This window comes from Actinophytocola oryzae, assembly GCF_004364325.1.
GTDB classification, from domain to species: Bacteria; Actinomycetota; Actinomycetes; order Mycobacteriales; family Pseudonocardiaceae; genus Actinophytocola; species Actinophytocola oryzae.
This window is the reverse complement of sequence record NZ_SOCP01000005.1, coordinates 474,606-487,703: the sequence shown is the minus strand read 5'-3', so window position 1 is coordinate 487,703 and position 13,098 is coordinate 474,606. Positions and strand designations below refer to the sequence as shown.

Below are 13,098 nucleotides of genomic sequence, written 5' to 3'. Positions count from 1 at the left end.
CGTGGGACGGTTGTCGGGGAAGATCGCACTGGTCACGGGTGCCGCGGGCGGGCAGGGTGCCGCAGCGGCGCGGCGGTTCGTGGCGGAGGGCGCGCAGGTCGTCGTCGGCGACGTGAATGACGACGACGGCAAGGCGCTCGCCGAAGAGCTGGGCGCGCACTACCGCCACCTCGACGTGTCCGACGAGGACGAGTGGGCCGCCGCGGTCGACGAGGTGCGTGAGGTCTACGGGCCGCCGAACGTGCTGGTCAACAACGCGGGCGTGCTGCACTTCTCGCCACTGCGGGATATGAAGCTGTCCGACTACCAGCGCGTCATCCAGATCAACCAGGTCGGCACGTTCCTCGGCATGCGTGCCGTCGTGCCGGGGATGGTCGAGGCAGGTGGCGGGTCGATCATCAATGTGTCCTCTGTGGATGGACTGAACGCGACGCCGATGCTGACCGCGTACGCGGCGAGCAAGTTCGCCGTCCGCGGCATGACGAAGGTCGCCGCGCTGGAGCTGGCGGACAAGGGCGTGCGGGTGAACTCCGTGCACCCGGGCTGCATCGAGACCGGGATGCTGCCAGCGGCACTCGGCGGCCAACCGGTCGATCTCACCTACATCGGCAAGCGGGTGCCCATGAAACGGGTGGGGCAGCCGGACGAGGTCGCGCAGCTGGTGCTGTTCCTCGCGAGTGACGAGAGCAGCTACTGCACCGGCGCGGAGTTCGTCGCGGACGGCGGCGTGACCGCGGCACATTCGCTGTCGAGTTTCGGGTAACCCCAGCGGTTCCTACTCGTTAGACCACAGGGTGATGGCATTGAGCACTGGAGCCGGCGGACGCGTCGCGCCTGTGCGTGCCCTCGCCCAGGTGGGTCGGATGTCGACGCTCGCGTGGGAGATAGCCAGGAACACGCCGCGGCGCCCTTTCCAGTGGCGTGAGCTGATCCAGCAGTGCTGGTTCTTCGCGAGCGTCACGATCCTGCCCACCGCCCTCGTGTCCATCCCGTTCGGCGCGGTCATCGCGCTGCAGCTCGGGTCGCTGACCCAGCAGATCGGCGCGCAGTCGTTCACCGGCGCCGCCTCGGCCCTCGCGATCATCCAGCAGGCGAGCCCGCTGATCACGGCGTTGCTCGTCGCGGGTGCCGGCGGCTCCGCCATGTGCGCGGACATCGGCTCCCGCACGATCCGCGAGGAGATCGACGCGCTCGAGGTCCTCGGGGTGTCGCCGGTCCAGCGGCTGATCGTGCCGCGCGTGCTCGGTATGACCATTGTGGCGGTGCTGCTCAACGGGCTCGTCAGCGTCGTCGGCGTGGTCGGCGGCTACTACTTCAACGTCGTGATGCAGGGCGGGACACCGGGCGCGTACCTGGCGTCGTTCAACGCACTGGCCCAGTTGTCCGACCTGTGGGTGTCCGAGTTCAAGGCGGTCCTGTACGGGTTCGTCGCGGGCACGGTCGCGGCCTACCGCGGGCTGAATCCCGGTCGCGGCCCCAAGGGAGTCGGGGACGCGGTGAACCAGACGGTGGTCGTCACGTTCCTGCTCCTGTTCCTGATCAACGTGGTGATCACGGGGATCTACCTGCAGATCGTTCCCCCGAAGGGAATGTGACGTAGATGGCCACAGTGGACATACCGGAGAAAGCGCCGTCGCGGATAGTGGCGGTCGCGAACCAGCCGCTGGACGGTCTCGCCACGCTGGGCCAGCAGCTCGCCTTCTACGCCCGCGTGCTCGCGTGGGTGCCCCGCACGCTCGCGCACTACCCGCGCGAGATCCTCCGGCTGCTGTCGGACGTGTTCTTCGGGTCGGGCGCGCTCGCGGTCATCGGCGGCACGCTCGGGGTGATGATCGGCATGACCGTGTTCACCGGTCTGATCGTCGGTCTGCAGGGTTACTCGGCACTCAACCAGCTCGGCACGTCCGCGCTGACCGGCTTCATCGCCGCCTACTTCGACACCCGTGAGGTCGCGCCGCTCGCGGCCGGGCTCGCGCTGTCGGCGACGGTCGGGTGCGGGTTCACCGCGCAGCTCGGCGCGATGCGGATCTCGGAGGAGATCGACGCGCTCGAGGTGATGGCGGTGCCGAGCCTGCCTTACCTCGTCACCACGCGGGTGATCGCCGCGGTGGCCGCCGTGGTTCCCCTGTACCTGGTGGGGCTCCTGGCCTCGTACGTGGCGTCGCGGCAGGTGACCGTGTGGTTCTACGGCCAGTCGTCTGGCACCTACGACCACTACTTCCATCTCTTCCTACCGCCGGAGGACGTGCTGTGGTCGTTCCTCAAGGTGATGGTGTTCAGCGTCGTCGTGATCCTCGTCCACTGCTACTACGGCTACACCGCGAGTGGTGGTCCCGCCGGAGTGGGGGTCGCCGTGGGTAGGGCGGTGCGCGCGGCGATCGTCGTGCAGATGCTGCTGGACTTCTTCCTCTCGCTGGCGATCTGGGGCGCCACGACGACAGTGCGGATAGCCGGATGAGCCAACGACTCCGCTACCAGCTGTACGGGTTGGTCTTCCTCGTCATCGCCGCGTTGTTCGTCGCGGGGTCGATCGCCTTCTACCGCAAGACGTTCACCCCGGTCGTGCCGGTGACGCTGGAGACCGACCACGTCGGCAACCAGCTGCGCACCGGCGCGGACGTCAAGCTGCGCGGGATTATCGTCGGCGAGGTGCGGAGCATCCGGCCCGACGGCGACCACGCGATCCTCGACCTCGCCATGGATCCCGACCAGATCGGACAGATCCCCGGCAACGTCACCGCCAGGCTGCTGCCGAAGACGTTGTTCGGCGAACGTTACGTGGCACTGCAGTTCCCGTCCGCTCCTGACGGACGCCTGCGTGAGCACGACGTGATCGGGCAGGACCGCACCAGCTCGGCCGTGGAGATCGAGCAGGTGCTCGACAACCTCATGCCCGTTCTCCAGGCCGTCCAGCCGGAGAAGCTGTCGGCGACGCTCACCGCCATGTCGACCGCGTTGTCGGGACAGGGCAAGGACTTCGGGGACACGCTCGTGCAGCTCGGCCAGTACCTCGGACAGTTGGAGCCGTCGCTGCCGGACGTCCAGGCGGACATCCAGCGGCTCGCGCAGGTCGCCGACACGTACGCGCAGGCGGGTCCCGAGCTGCTGACGGCGTTGCGGGACCTGACCGTCACGACCCAGACCGTGGTCGAGCAACGGGGTCGGCTCCAGGACCTGTACGCCGACCTGACCAACGCGTCGATCGACCTCGGCAACTTCCTGGCCGCCAACAAGGACAACATCATCGGCCTGACCAGCACCTCGAAGTCCACTCTGGACGTGCTGGCCAAGTACGCACCCGAGTATCCCTGCCTGCTCAAGCAGCTCGTCGACGCGATCCCGAACGCGGACGCGGCCTTCGGCAAGGGCACCGACCACCCGAACGTCACCCGCGTGACGATCGAGATCACCGCGAGCCGGGGCAAGTACGTGCCCGGCGTCGACACCCCGCGCTACGACGACAAACGCGGGCCGCGGTGTTATCCGGTCGCGCACCCGCCCGCGGTGTTCCCCCAGTACCCGGAGGGCGGTGGGCTGGCGGACGGCTCGTCGAAGCCGCCCGCACCGCACAACGACCGGCCGCAGGACTTCCCGAACACGCTGCCGCAGTCGGCGGGGAGCGAGCCGAGGATCGCCAACAGCCCCGCAGAGCAGCAGCTGATCGCCGTACTCGTCGCGCCTGGCCTCGGGGTTCAGCCGTCGCAGGTGCCCGGCTGGAGTTCCCTGCTGGTGGGGCCTTTGTTCCGTGGGACCGAGGTGAGCGTCCAATGAGGAACTTCGTCGGGCCGCTGGTCAAGATGATCGTGTTCGCGGTCGTCACCGTCACGCTGACCGCGTTGCTGGGCCTCACGATCGCCAACACCACGCTCGGCCCGACCACCGGCTACACCGCACGGTTCAGTGACGCGACCGGTCTGAACGTGGGCGACGACATCCGCATGTCCGGCGTGCGCATCGGTCAGGTCAGTGACATCTCGGTGGCGGAGAACAAGTACGCGGACGTGCGGTTCGAGGTCGAGTCGGGACGCGAGCTGCCGCGCACGGTCACCGCGACCATCAAGTACCGCAACCTGATCGGCCAGCGGTACGTGTCGCTCGGCCTCGGCAGCGGTGACACGAACGCGGTGCTGCGGGCAGGGGACACCATCCCCCTCGACCGCACGCAGCCCGCACTCAACCTGACCCAGCTGTTCAACGGCTTCCAGCCCCTGTTCCAGGCGTTGAACCCGGAGGACGTGAACAAGCTCGCGGGTGAGCTGATCCAGGTGCTGCAGGGCGAGGGCGGCACGATCGACAGCGTGCTCGCGCACACCGCGTCGCTCACGTCGACCGTGGCGAGCAAGGACCAGGTGATCGGCCAGGTCATCGACAACCTCAACACCGTGCTCACCACGGTGAACGAGCGCACGACCGAGGTCGGCGGGCTCATCGACCAGCTCCAGCAGCTCGCCACCGGCCTCGCCCAGCAGCGGGGTTCGATCGGCACCGCGATCAGCGCGCTCGGTGATCTCACCTCGGCGACCTCGGGGCTGCTGTCGTCGGTGCGGCCACCGCTCAAGGACGACATCGCGGCACTCGGCACCCTGGCGGGCACCCTCGCCGACCACGGGGACACGGTGGACACGTTCCTCGCCGGCCTGCCACACAAGGTCGAGACGATCAACCGCGTCTCCAGCTACGGCGGTTGGTACAACTACTACCTCTGCAGCATGTCCGGCCGGGTCGGCGTGTCCGACCTGGGGATCTCGGTGGACCTGCCGCTGATCCCCATACCTGGCACACCGATGGCGGAGAGGTGCCAGTAGTGAGCGGAGCTTGCGGAGCAAACCATCAGCACTCTCGGCAGCACCGAACCCGCGGAGGGTGCCGGTGTAGCGGAGCCTGCGGAGCGTTCCGGCACCACGGAGCGGGTGAGGAGCGGCCGTGAAACGACTGAAGGACAGGGACCAGGCGGCCGTCGGTGCGGTCACGCTCGTGCTGGTCGTGCTGGGGCTCCTGGTCGCGTTCAACTCCGACGACCTGCCGATCATCGGCGGTGGCACCACGTACACGGCCGAGTTCCGCGAGTCGGCCGGACTGCGGCCCGGCAACGAGGTGCGGCTCGCCGGGGTGAAGGTCGGCGCGGTGCGCAGTGTCGAGCTGGCCCGCAACAAGGTGGTCGTCGACTTCCGGGTGAAGGACGTCAGCATGGGCGACCGGAGCACGGTGTCGATCGAGATCAAGACGTTGTTGGGGGACAAGTACCTCGCGGTCTCCTCGGCAGGCAGCCAACCGCAGAGCGCCAACACCGCGATCCCCGTCAGCAGGACACGCACGCCGTTCGACATCGTGCCGGCGGTCGGCAAGCTCTCCCAGACCGTCGACCAGATCGACACGACCCAGCTGGCACAGGGCTTCCAGGTGCTGTCCGACACGTTCGCCAACAGCCCGCAGCACATCAGGGACACGCTCACCGGACTGTCGCAGATCTCGTCCGTGCTGTCCACCCGGGACGAACAGCTGCGCACGTTGCTGGCCAACACCGCCGGGTTCAGCCAGACGCTCGCCGACCGCGACGAGCAGCTGAAGAAGCTGTTCAGCGACGCGTCGCTCCTGTTGGGGGAGCTGCAGTTCCGCAGGGAGGCCGTGCACGCGCTGCTGACCGGCACGACCAGCCTCGCCAACGAGCTGCACGGCCTGGTCGCGGACAACCAGGAGCTGCTGCGGCCGACGCTGGACGATCTGGACAAGGTCACGACGATCCTGTCCGACAACCAGGAGAACCTGAGCAAGAGCCTGCACTCGCTCGCGCCGTACGTGCGGATGTTCAACAACGTCGTCGGCAACGGGCGCTGGTTCGAGGGCTACATCTGCGGCCTGCTGCCACCCACGACGGATCTCGGGATCTTCGACATCAACCCGCAGGGCTGCGAGCCCCCGCTCGCCTACACGGGGGGTGGCCGGTGAACGTGCGGGCCATGCTGTCGGAGAGCCGGTCGAGCCGCAGGGCCGCGCTCGCCGTCACCTGTGCGCTGGCGTTGGCGCTGATCGTCGCCTTCGCGCTGTGGTGGGTCACGACGGGCCAGAGCGGCACGAAGATCACCGCCTACTTCGCGAAGACCGTGGGCGTGTACTCGGGTTCCGAGGTGAAGGTGCTCGGCATCGGAGTCGGGCGGATCACGTCCGTCACGCCGCAGGGCGACCGGGTGCGGGTCGAGATGGCCGTCGACGACGGCATCGAGATCCCGGCGGGCGCGCAGGCGGTCGTGGTGGCGCCGTCACTGGTCAGCGACCGGTACGTGCAGCTGACACCCGCGTACGAGTCGGGCCCGCTGATGAAGAGCGGCACCGTGATCCCGCTCGACGACACGGCGACGCCCGTCGAGCTGGACGACCTGACCAACAGCGTCAACGACCTCGCGACCGCGCTGGGTCCCAACGGCGCCAACAAGGACGGCGCGCTGTCGAACGTGCTCGACACGGCCGCGGCGAACCTGGCGGGCAACGGCGAGCTGTTCAACCAGACGATGAAGCAGCTGTCCGACGCGTCCTCGGTCCTCGCCGACTCGCGTGGTGACCTGTTCACGACCGTGGACAACCTCAACACGTTCACCACGGCACTCGCCGAGAGCGACGCGCAGGTCCGGGACTTCAACGACAGGCTCGCGGACGTGAGCGGCTACCTGGCCGACGACCGCGACGACCTCGGCACCGTGTTGAGTTCGCTCGGCACCTCGCTCACCGAGGTGCAGGCCTTCATCGCCGACAACAAGGACCTCCTGTCGTCCAATGTGGACAAGCTGACCGGTGTGACGCAGGCACTCGTCGACCAGCGCGCGGCCGTCGCGGAGATCCTCGACGTGGCGCCGCTCGCCATGTCGAACTTCCTGAACACCTACGACGCCGCGTCCGCGTCGTTCGCGATCCGGGGCAACCTCAACGAGCTGACCTACCCACCGGTCATGCTGCTGTGCCGCACGATCAAGTCCGCGACCCCCGTGCAGCTGCCGAAGACCCTGAGCGACCTGTGCACGCAACTGGCCCCGTACCTGGACGGCACCCTCAAGCTGCCGACCCCGGCGGAGGCGCTCGGTGCGTTGACCTCCGGACAGCTCCCGCCGCTGCCGATCCCGCTCGTCGACCTCGGCGCCGCAGCACCGGCAGGTGGCCGATGAGACGCTTCCTCGTACTGGCCATGGTTTTCCTGCTCGCGGGCTGCAGCAGCTCCGGCGGGTTCTCCGGCATGTACCAGCTGCCGCTGCCCGGCGGCGCGGACCTCGGCGACCACCCGTACCGGGTCGTCGCGCACTTCGGGGACGTGTTGGACCTCGTGCCACACGCGGGGGTCAAGGTCCACGACGTCGCCGTGGGACGGGTCGACGAGATCGAGCTGGCGCGGGACAACCGGACCGCGGTCGTGACCATGCTGGTGAACGGCGACGTGCACCTGCCGGCCAACGCCAGCGCCGAGCTGCGGCAGTCGTCGCTGCTCGGCGAGAAGTTCGTGGAGCTGCGGACGCCGAACGCGGCCGAGGGCACGCTGGAGGACGGCGCGGTCATCCCGCTGGAGCGCACGAACCGCAACCCGGAGATCGAGGAGGTCCTCGGCGCGTTGTCGCTGCTGCTCAACGGCGGCGGCATCGGACAGCTGTCGTCCATCGTGGACGAGGTCAACCAGGCGCTGAACGGCAACGAGCCGGAGCTGCGCGCCACGCTGTCCAACATAGACACCGTGGTGAGGACGTTGGACGGCGAGAAGGACGACATCGCCAAGGCGATCGACGCGCTCGGCCGCCTCTCGACGAACCTCGCCGCGCAGACCGACGACATCAGGGTCGCGCTCGACCAGCTCGGCCCGGGCCTCGCGGTGGTGAACGAGCAGCGGGACCAGCTCGTGACCATGCTGAACGCGCTGGAGAACCTGTCGAACGTGGCGGTCGACACGGTGAACCGCAGCCGCGACGACCTCGCCGACGACCTGCGACTGCTGGCCCCGATCCTCCAGCAGCTCGCGAAGTCCGGCGCGGACCTGCCGAACTCGTTGCAGTTCCTGGTGACCTACCCGTTCACCGACTACTTCCTCAACACGGTCAAGGGCGACTACGTGAACGTGGACGTCAAGTTCGACCTCGACCTCTCCGGGCTGCTGCGGACCATCCAGAACGCGAGCACGCCACTGATCCCGCTGCCCGGCCTCACACCGACGCCGGGACCGACCCAGCAGGACCAGCCGCTGCTGCCACTGCCGACACTGCCCGCGCCGCCTGCGGACACGTCCCCGGGCGGACTGACCGGGCTGCTGGGGTCGCTGCTGGGTGGTGGGCACTGATGTTGTTGCGCGGCACGAAGATCCGACTGTTCGTCTTCGCGTTGATCGCGGTGATGGGCATCGTGTACGTCGGCGGCACGTACGCGGGGCTGGACCGGCTGTTCGGCGCGCGGGGCTACCGCGTGGTGGTGCAGCTGGCCGAGTCCGGCGGCATCTTCCCGAACGCCGAGGCCACCTACCGAGGTGTGACGGTCGGCCGGGTCGAGCGGCTCGTCCTGTCGGACACCGGCGTCGACGTGATCCTGGACATCGAGGACGAAGCCCCACCCATCCCCGCCTCGGCACGCGCCGTGGTCGCGAACCGCTCCGCCGTGGGTGAGCAGTACGTCGACCTCCAACCCGACCACGACAAGGGGCCCTACCTGGCCGACGGTTCGGTCATCCCGGTGGCCCGCACCAGAACCCCGTCCGGCCCGGAGGTCCTGCTGTCCAATCTGGACGGTCTGGTGCAGAGCGTCCCGGCGGACTCGTTGCGCACCACGGTCGACGAGCTGTACCTCGCATTCCAGAACTCCGGCCCGGCACTGCAGGTGCTGCTGGACAGCGCGGGCAGGCTGACGTCGACGGCGAGCGCGCACCTGCCGCAGACGACGTCGCTGCTGGCGAACGGCCGGGTGGTGCTGGACACGCAGGCCGAGCAGTCGCAACAGATCCTCGACTACAGCACGAACCTGCGGCTGATCACCGACCAGCTCAAGACGTCGAACCCGGACCTGCGCCGCCTGATCGACGTGACCCCGATGGTCGCCGTACAGGTCAACGACCTCCTTCGCGACTCGGGCCAGGATCTCGGCGTGATCATCGCGAACCTGCTGACCACCATGCAGATCACCTCCACCCGTACGGACGCGATCGAGAACCTGCTGGTGGCGTTCCCGATGATCACCGCGACGGCACCCGGCGCGAACCCGGACGGCACCGGTCACCTCGGCCTGGTGCTGACGTTCTTCGACCCGCTGTCCTGCACGAAGGGCTACGAGGGCACACAACAGCGCGGTGCCAACGAGACCACGGACGTGCCGGTGAACGAGCAGGCGTACTGCGCGGAGCCGCCGGGCAGCCCGATCGGCGTCCGCGGCTCGCAGAACGCCCCGTACGGCGGCAAACCGGTGGAGGTGCCGACGCGGACCCCGGCGCCGCAACAGGCTCAGCCCGGACTGCCCGGCATCCTCTCGTGGCCGGGTGGCGGCCCCACCACGCTGGCCGGCCTGCTGTCCCTACCCGCCTAGCTGAAGGCGGTTCGCGTCGCGGACCTGGTCGGCCAGGTCGGGGTACTCGACGACGGTCACCCCGGCGGCCGTCAGCTCCTCGGCGCCCTCGCCGTCGACGAACGTGGACGGCTCGCGGTAGGCGAAGACCACGCGGGGGATGGCGGCGTCCCGGATCAGCGTGCTGCACGTCCTCGGCCGGGACTTGCGCCCACTGCAGGGTTCCATCGAGCTGTAGATCGTGGCGGTCGGCAGCCGGGGGTCGTCCGGGGCGAGCTTGGCGAGCGCGGACTCCTCGGCGTGGACGAGGTCGTCGGTCTCCCGGGAGTAGCCCCAGGCGATCTCGTCGCCCGAGGCGTCGACGACGACCGCCCCGACACTGAACGCCGTGGTGGAGGGGGGACAACGGAGGGACAGCTCGATCGTGCGGGCCAGCCAGTGCCGGTCGACGGCCCCGACGCTCAGCAGGTACCGGTGCAGCACCACGTTCCCGATCGCCGACGCGGTGGCCAGCGTCGCGCGGTGGTCGGCGTGCCACGGGAACCGTCCGTCGTGGACGAAACGGGGCGCCGCCGAGTCACCGACGAAGAACGGGGCGACGACCAGCTGCAGCTCGTCGGCCAGACCCGAGGTGAGGAACTCGGTGAGCACCCGCCCGCCGCCCTCGACCATGAGCCGGTCGACGCCCCGCGCGTGGAGCTGCCCGACCACCGACTCGACCGTCCCGGAGGTCACCAGGGACTCGCCGTCCGCGCGGAAGGCCGCGCCCGAGGGCAGGTCCCCAGTGGACAGGATCACCTTGAGCGGGGTGGCGGCCTTGCCCATCGCCTCCCGGGCCGCGCGCCGCGCAGGCGACCGGACCGACAGCCGGGGGTCGTCGCGGCGGATCGTGTTGGCCCCCACCAGGATCGCGTCCACCCCGGCGCGTTCGGCGTCCACCCGGTCGAGATCGGCGGCGTTGGAGAGCACGAGCCGCTCGTCGGTGGCGTCGTCGAGGTACCCGTCGAGCGAGACCGCGCAGCTCAGAAGGATGTACATGGTGAAGTTACTATCGCAGACATGACCTTCACAGGTGAGATCAACGCCACGTACCGCCCGGTGGCGACCCCACCCGAGCTGGACGGTCCGAGGACCAGGACCAGGTTCCTGGCCACGGGTGACCTGACCGACGGCCACTTCGGACTCTTCCAGTGGGACATGGTCCCCGAGGCGGGCGGCCCCGCCGCGCACTACCACAAGACGTTCTCGGAGAGCTTCTACGTGCTCGACGGCACCGTCAGCCTGTTCGACGGGGCGAACTGGGTCACCGCGGTCAGGGGCGACTACCTGTACGTCCCGCCAAACGGGATCCACGCGTTCCGCAACGAGAGCGACGAGCCCGCCTCGATGTTGATCCTCTTCGCCCCGGGCGCCCCGAGGGAGAAGTACTTCACCGAGCTGGCGGAGATCGTCAGGACGGGTCGCCAGCTCGGCGACGAGGAGTACACCGAGTTCCTCGCGGAGCACGACCAGTACATGGTCTGACGTGCCGCACTAGCTGGCCGTGCGGCGGATCCGGCCCGCGTACAGCGCCTCGATCCTGCTGTTGCGCTCGTGGCCGCCCGGCACGTTGTTCGACACGTACACCGGCGGCTCGTGCCCCGACTCCAGCAGGAGCCGGACCGTCTCCGCGACCAGCATCTGCACGAGCAGCCCGGCCGTCAGCGACGACACCCCGCCGACGAAAATGCCGTCCGGTAAGGGGAGCAGCGTGTCACCGAAGGGTGCGCCGTTGTCGAGGGTCACGTCGGCGAGGTCGGACAGGCGCTTCCCGGACTCGTGCCGGGCAGGCACCTGGCTGCTGTGCGCCAACGACGTGATGGCGATCAGCTTGTGCCCGTTCGACGTGACGACGTGCGCCATCTCGACGACCGAGGAGTTCACGCCGGAGCTGGACGCGATCACGAACACGTCCTGCGGCCGGGGTGCGGCGAGCTCGTACAGGCGCGAGACCACGTCGCCCCTGCGCTCGAGCATCGGGTCGGCCAGCACCGACGGGTCCGCGCCGCCGAACTGCACGAGGTCGGTCAGCGCGATGCGGTTCGACGGGACCAGGCCGCCGGCCCGCCCGGCGATCTCCAGCGCGGTGCCCTGCGAGTGGCCGGTGCCGAATGCCTGGATGACGCCGTCGGCCCGCACGGAGTCGGCGAGGAGAGCGGCCGCCGGGCCCACGTCGGTGGTCGCGATGGCGTTGAGGTGCTCGAGGAGGGCGGCGGAGGAGGCGGCGGCTGAGACGGTCATGGCGCCGTCACCGCCGCGACCGCGAACCGTACGACTTCGGCGATGACCTCGTCCAACGTGATCCTTCCCCGGTTCAGTGAGTAGTGGTGCACCAGCTCGTTGACCGACGCGATCACCGCGAGCGCGGGAAGGCGGAAGTCACGTGCCTGTGCCTCGCCGCGCAGCACCGCGCGGTCGGCCTCGGCGACCATCATGTCCCACCACCTCGCTCGCCACGCCATCCGGTGCTTCTCCACGGAGTTGCTCACGCCGATCATCTCGACGTAGGCGATCCGCGCGAGGCGGGCGTCGCTGGCCATGGTGTGGATGAACGTGCGTACGGCCAGCTCGAACCGCTCGGCGAGGCCCGCGTCCGCGTTGTCGGCGAACGCCGCGAGCACCGCGCGGAAGGACCGCTCGTTGGCCCGCGCGTGCAACGCGATGAGCAGGTCCTCGCGGGAGTTGAACTCCTCGTAGAAGTTGCGCGTGGACACGCCCGCGTGCGTGCACAGCTTCTCGATGGACGACGTCGCGTAGCCCTCGTTGCCGAACAGGTGCAGTCCGGCCTCCAGCAACCTCTCCCGCCGCTCGGCCTTGCGGTCGGCCGCTGACCGGCCGCCGTACGTGCGCCGAGCTACCGCCTCCGTTCGCGGCATGCGCTGTCCTTCCCCGTCGCGAAAGTCGTGCGAAGAGAAAGGCTACTGGCTCGTGACCAGGCAGGACAACGAGGTCGTCATCCCCGACAAACGTACAATCAGGCCGGTATCGCACCTGTCAGGGCTTCTTGGTACGGAGGCCCTCCGCCAGGGCTTCCAGGGCCGGGAGCGCGTCAAGGAGCGCCTTGGTCACATCGGGGGACAGCCCGTCCAGGATCTTGCCGACGGTCGCGGTGCGTGAGGCGATGATGCGGCCGTGCACCTCGTGGCCGTGGTCGGTCGCCTCCAACTGCACCGCGCGCTGGTCAGCGGGGTTGGGCAGGCGCCTGACCAGGTCCTCGTCGACCAGCTTGCCGACCACGCGCGAGAGCATGGTCGGGTTGAGGCCCTCGATCTCGGCGAGCTCCGTCATGCCGATCGGGCCTCGGTAGGCGACCAGGCCGAGCACGGAGGCCTGGGTCGGCGTCAGGTTCTCGCTCACCGGGGCGGCGTTCAGCAGCCGCGCGAGGCGGCCGATGACCCGCCGCAGGCGGGTCACGTTGTCGGCGTCCACTTGCTCGTCTCCAGCATGACTGGTTAGTCACACGTGCTTGGTTGCTTGCTGGCAAGCAACTTACTCTGTGTCCATGGGGATGCGAAGCATAGGAGTTACTGCGCCGGTCGCAAT

The 13,098-nt window shown here is 68.9% G+C and carries 14 protein-coding genes; 10 read left to right on the top strand and 4 right to left on the bottom strand.

All coding sequences use genetic code 11. From position 1 onward, the window contains the following. The first annotated feature begins 1 nt into the window (after window position 1). From CLV71_RS16940 to CLV71_RS16900, 9 genes are all read left to right on the top strand, one after another. A complete protein-coding gene (locus tag CLV71_RS16940; RefSeq protein ID WP_133903909.1) occupies window positions 2-763 on the top strand; it encodes a glucose 1-dehydrogenase in 762 nt (253 codons plus the stop codon). A gap of 34 nt (window positions 764-797) precedes the next feature. Then, window positions 798-1,595: an MlaE family ABC transporter permease gene (locus CLV71_RS16935; RefSeq protein WP_133903702.1), complete on the top strand. Its 798-nt coding sequence runs from the start codon at window positions 798-800 to the stop codon at window positions 1,593-1,595. Window positions 1,596-1,600: 5 nt separating this feature from the next. Next, on the top strand, window positions 1,601-2,458 hold the full coding sequence (locus tag CLV71_RS16930) for an MlaE family ABC transporter permease (RefSeq protein ID WP_133903701.1): 858 nt from the start codon (window positions 1,601-1,603) through the stop codon (window positions 2,456-2,458). Next, window positions 2,455-3,771, top strand: coding sequence for an MCE family protein (locus CLV71_RS16925; protein ID WP_133903700.1), 1,317 nt, complete (start codon window positions 2,455-2,457; stop codon window positions 3,769-3,771). Before CLV71_RS16930 ends, CLV71_RS16925 begins: the two co-directional genes overlap by 4 nt. Then, window positions 3,768-4,805 carry an MCE family protein gene (locus CLV71_RS16920; RefSeq protein ID WP_133903699.1) on the top strand — a complete coding sequence of 346 codons (1,038 nt, stop codon included), beginning with the start codon at window positions 3,768-3,770 and terminating at the stop codon, window positions 4,803-4,805. The genes CLV71_RS16925 and CLV71_RS16920 overlap by 4 nt, the downstream gene beginning before the upstream one ends. A gap of 118 nt (window positions 4,806-4,923) precedes the next feature. Continuing rightward, the gene (locus CLV71_RS16915; protein WP_133903698.1) at window positions 4,924-5,946 is read left to right on the top strand and encodes an MCE family protein; all 1,023 of its coding nucleotides are present in this window, start codon (window positions 4,924-4,926) and stop codon (window positions 5,944-5,946) included. An 11-nt stretch (window positions 5,947-5,957) separates the two neighbouring features. Beyond that, a complete protein-coding gene (locus CLV71_RS16910; RefSeq protein WP_133903908.1) occupies window positions 5,958-7,154 on the top strand; it encodes an MCE family protein in 1,197 nt (398 codons plus the stop codon). Next, window positions 7,151-8,308 (top strand): MCE family protein, encoded by a 1,158-nt coding sequence (locus CLV71_RS16905; protein WP_133903697.1) that lies wholly within the window; start codon window positions 7,151-7,153, stop codon window positions 8,306-8,308. The genes CLV71_RS16910 and CLV71_RS16905 overlap by 4 nt, the downstream gene beginning before the upstream one ends. Next, window positions 8,308-9,537, top strand: coding sequence for an MCE family protein (locus CLV71_RS16900; RefSeq protein ID WP_133903696.1), 1,230 nt, complete (start codon window positions 8,308-8,310; stop codon window positions 9,535-9,537). Before CLV71_RS16905 ends, CLV71_RS16900 begins: the two co-directional genes overlap by 1 nt. On the opposite strand, the gene CLV71_RS16895 is transcribed toward CLV71_RS16900, so the two are convergent. Then, entirely contained in the window at window positions 9,526-10,554 is a 1,029-nt protein-coding gene (locus CLV71_RS16895; RefSeq protein WP_133903695.1) for a dihydrofolate reductase family protein, read from the bottom strand. The two genes, CLV71_RS16900 and CLV71_RS16895, sit on opposite strands and share 12 nt — an antisense overlap. A 21-nt stretch (window positions 10,555-10,575) precedes the next feature. Here CLV71_RS16895 and CLV71_RS16890 point away from each other — a divergent pair, with 21 nt between their 5' ends. Further along, window positions 10,576-11,040: a cupin domain-containing protein gene (locus CLV71_RS16890; RefSeq protein WP_133903694.1), complete on the top strand. Its 465-nt coding sequence runs from the start codon at window positions 10,576-10,578 to the stop codon at window positions 11,038-11,040. A 9-nt stretch (window positions 11,041-11,049) separates the two neighbouring features. Here the strand turns inward: CLV71_RS16890 and CLV71_RS16885 are convergent, their stop codons facing one another. From CLV71_RS16885 to CLV71_RS16875, 3 genes are all read right to left on the bottom strand, one after another. Then, window positions 11,050-11,796: a sugar isomerase domain-containing protein gene (locus tag CLV71_RS16885; RefSeq protein WP_133903693.1), complete on the bottom strand. Its 747-nt coding sequence runs from the start codon at window positions 11,794-11,796 to the stop codon at window positions 11,050-11,052. Further along, entirely contained in the window at window positions 11,793-12,431 is a 639-nt protein-coding gene (locus CLV71_RS16880; RefSeq protein ID WP_133903692.1) for a TetR/AcrR family transcriptional regulator, read from the bottom strand. Before CLV71_RS16880 ends, CLV71_RS16885 begins: the two co-directional genes overlap by 4 nt. Before the next feature lie 118 nt (window positions 12,432-12,549). After that, complete coding sequence (locus CLV71_RS16875) at window positions 12,550-12,984, bottom strand: MarR family winged helix-turn-helix transcriptional regulator (RefSeq protein ID WP_133903691.1); 435 nt, start codon at window positions 12,982-12,984, stop codon at window positions 12,550-12,552. Window positions 12,985-13,098: the final 114 nt, after the last annotated feature.

Excerpts from the sequence above, each read along its gene's own strand:
- CLV71_RS16890 (WP_133903694.1), top strand. The coding sequence starts at position 10,576 with ATGACCTTCACAGGTGAGATCAACGCCACGTACCGCCCGGTGGCGACC.
- CLV71_RS16935 (WP_133903702.1), top strand. The coding sequence starts at position 798 with ATGGCATTGAGCACTGGAGCCGGCGGACGCGTCGCGCCTGTGCGTGCC.
- CLV71_RS16925 (WP_133903700.1), top strand. The coding sequence starts at position 2,455 with ATGAGCCAACGACTCCGCTACCAGCTGTACGGGTTGGTCTTCCTCGTC.
- CLV71_RS16930 (WP_133903701.1), top strand. The coding sequence starts at position 1,601 with ATGGCCACAGTGGACATACCGGAGAAAGCGCCGTCGCGGATAGTGGCG.
- CLV71_RS16910 (WP_133903908.1), top strand. The coding sequence starts at position 5,958 with ATGCTGTCGGAGAGCCGGTCGAGCCGCAGGGCCGCGCTCGCCGTCACC.
- CLV71_RS16905 (WP_133903697.1), top strand. The coding sequence starts at position 7,151 with ATGAGACGCTTCCTCGTACTGGCCATGGTTTTCCTGCTCGCGGGCTGC.
- CLV71_RS16920 (WP_133903699.1), top strand. The coding sequence starts at position 3,768 with ATGAGGAACTTCGTCGGGCCGCTGGTCAAGATGATCGTGTTCGCGGTC.
- CLV71_RS16880 (WP_133903692.1), bottom strand. The coding sequence starts at position 12,431 with ATGCCGCGAACGGAGGCGGTAGCTCGGCGCACGTACGGCGGCCGGTCA.
- CLV71_RS16885 (WP_133903693.1), bottom strand. The coding sequence starts at position 11,796 with ATGACCGTCTCAGCCGCCGCCTCCTCCGCCGCCCTCCTCGAGCACCTC.
- CLV71_RS16895 (WP_133903695.1), bottom strand. The coding sequence starts at position 10,554 with ATGTACATCCTTCTGAGCTGCGCGGTCTCGCTCGACGGGTACCTCGAC.
- CLV71_RS16900 (WP_133903696.1), top strand. The coding sequence starts at position 8,308 with ATGTTGTTGCGCGGCACGAAGATCCGACTGTTCGTCTTCGCGTTGATC.